This window comes from Nostoc sp. CALU 1950 (genome assembly GCF_051172895.1).
GTDB classification, from domain to species: domain Bacteria; phylum Cyanobacteriota; class Cyanobacteriia; order Cyanobacteriales; family Nostocaceae; genus Nostoc; species Nostoc edaphicum_A.
This window is the reverse complement of the sequence record NZ_JBDNJQ010000371.1, coordinates 1-1,343: the sequence shown is the minus strand read 5'-3', so window position 1 is coordinate 1,343 and position 1,343 is coordinate 1. Positions and strand designations below refer to the sequence as shown.

1 protein-coding gene is annotated in these 1,343 nt (G+C 44.8%); it reads left to right on the top strand.

Features of this window, described 5'->3' with window-relative positions; translation table 11 throughout:
• On the top strand, positions 1–1,256 hold a 1,256-nt coding region (locus ABF638_RS37960; RefSeq protein ID WP_435027882.1), incomplete at its 5' end, for an NF041680 family putative transposase.
• Positions 1,257–1,343 lie beyond the last annotated feature (87 nt).

The window sequence follows — 1,343 nt, the reverse complement described above, 5'->3', positions numbered from 1 at the left end:
GTAGAGCCAAAGATGCCACCTTTGAATTAACAGATGCGATATTGCTGACCCGCAACGTTTATTCCTTAGCAGATTTATCCTTATCACCAGTATTCAGACGCAAGTGGCCAAGTATTTATGAAGCGCTACAAGATAGCAGACCACAGCGACAGAAATTGATGCAGTTATACATCAAACAGATACCAGTAGAGGGACGACCCTTGTTAGCAGGCGACCACACAAACTGGCCTCGCCCTGATGCAGTAACGCTACAAGAGAGGACTTATGAGCATAGTGGGACATCCATAGCGGGAGATAAGCCTATAACCATTGGTCAAGGATACAGTACAATTGCTTGGATACCAGAGGATTCAGGTAGTTGGGCATTACCCTTGAGACATGAGCGGATCACCAGTTGGGAAAATCCGATTGAAAAAGCAGTTTGGCAATTAAAACAGGTATGTGAACATCTGCCCAGCAGACCCATTTCTGTTTGGGATAGTGAATATGGGTGTGCGCCATTTATCCTAAAGACTACCGATATTCCAGCAGATATTCTAGTCCGGTTGCGTTCAAACCTTTGTTTATGGGGCGAACCTGAAGCTTATTCTGGTAAGGGTCGTCCAAAAAAGCATGGTGCTAAATTTCAACTTAATGAACCCGTAACATGGGGTGAAGTGGCATCTATCTTGGAAGAGAATGATCCGAAATTGGGACGGGTGCGTATTAGCCTGTGGAAAAATTTGCATTTTCGTAAGGCGGCTACACGCCCGATGCTAGTCTTGAGGGTTGAACGTCTCGATGCTCAAGGTAACTTAAGAGTATCCAAACCTTTATGGTTAGCATGGGTCGGAGAACAAATGCCGACCTTAGAAGAAGTTTGGCGATTCTATCTGCGTCGCTTTACTATTGACCACTGGTATCGTTTTTTAAAACAGCGCTTACATTGGACTGTACCAAAGTTGGGTACTCCCAAACAATGTGAGCGATGGAGTGACTTGATGCCTATGATGACTTGGGAGTTATGGTTAGCCCGTGATATTGTTGCTGACAACCCTTTACCCTGGCAGAAATCTCTTGATAAATTGACTCCTGGAAGAGTCGCCCAAGCTATGGGGGGAGTTTTAGCGGCGATTGGTACACCAGCCACTCCACCTAAACCTCGCGGAAAGTCACCGGGTTGGAAATCAGGAAAAACCCGTAGCCGTAAAAACCGATATCCCACTGTTAAAAAACGAGCAACAAAGCCACGCAAAGAACCAGCTATTGCCGTTTAATATCAAAGCTCGTTCATACTTTTAACAAGTCTATTATTAACTCAGCCCTGCTGAGTCCTTTTTTATGGTTTAGTCTAAACTCCAGTA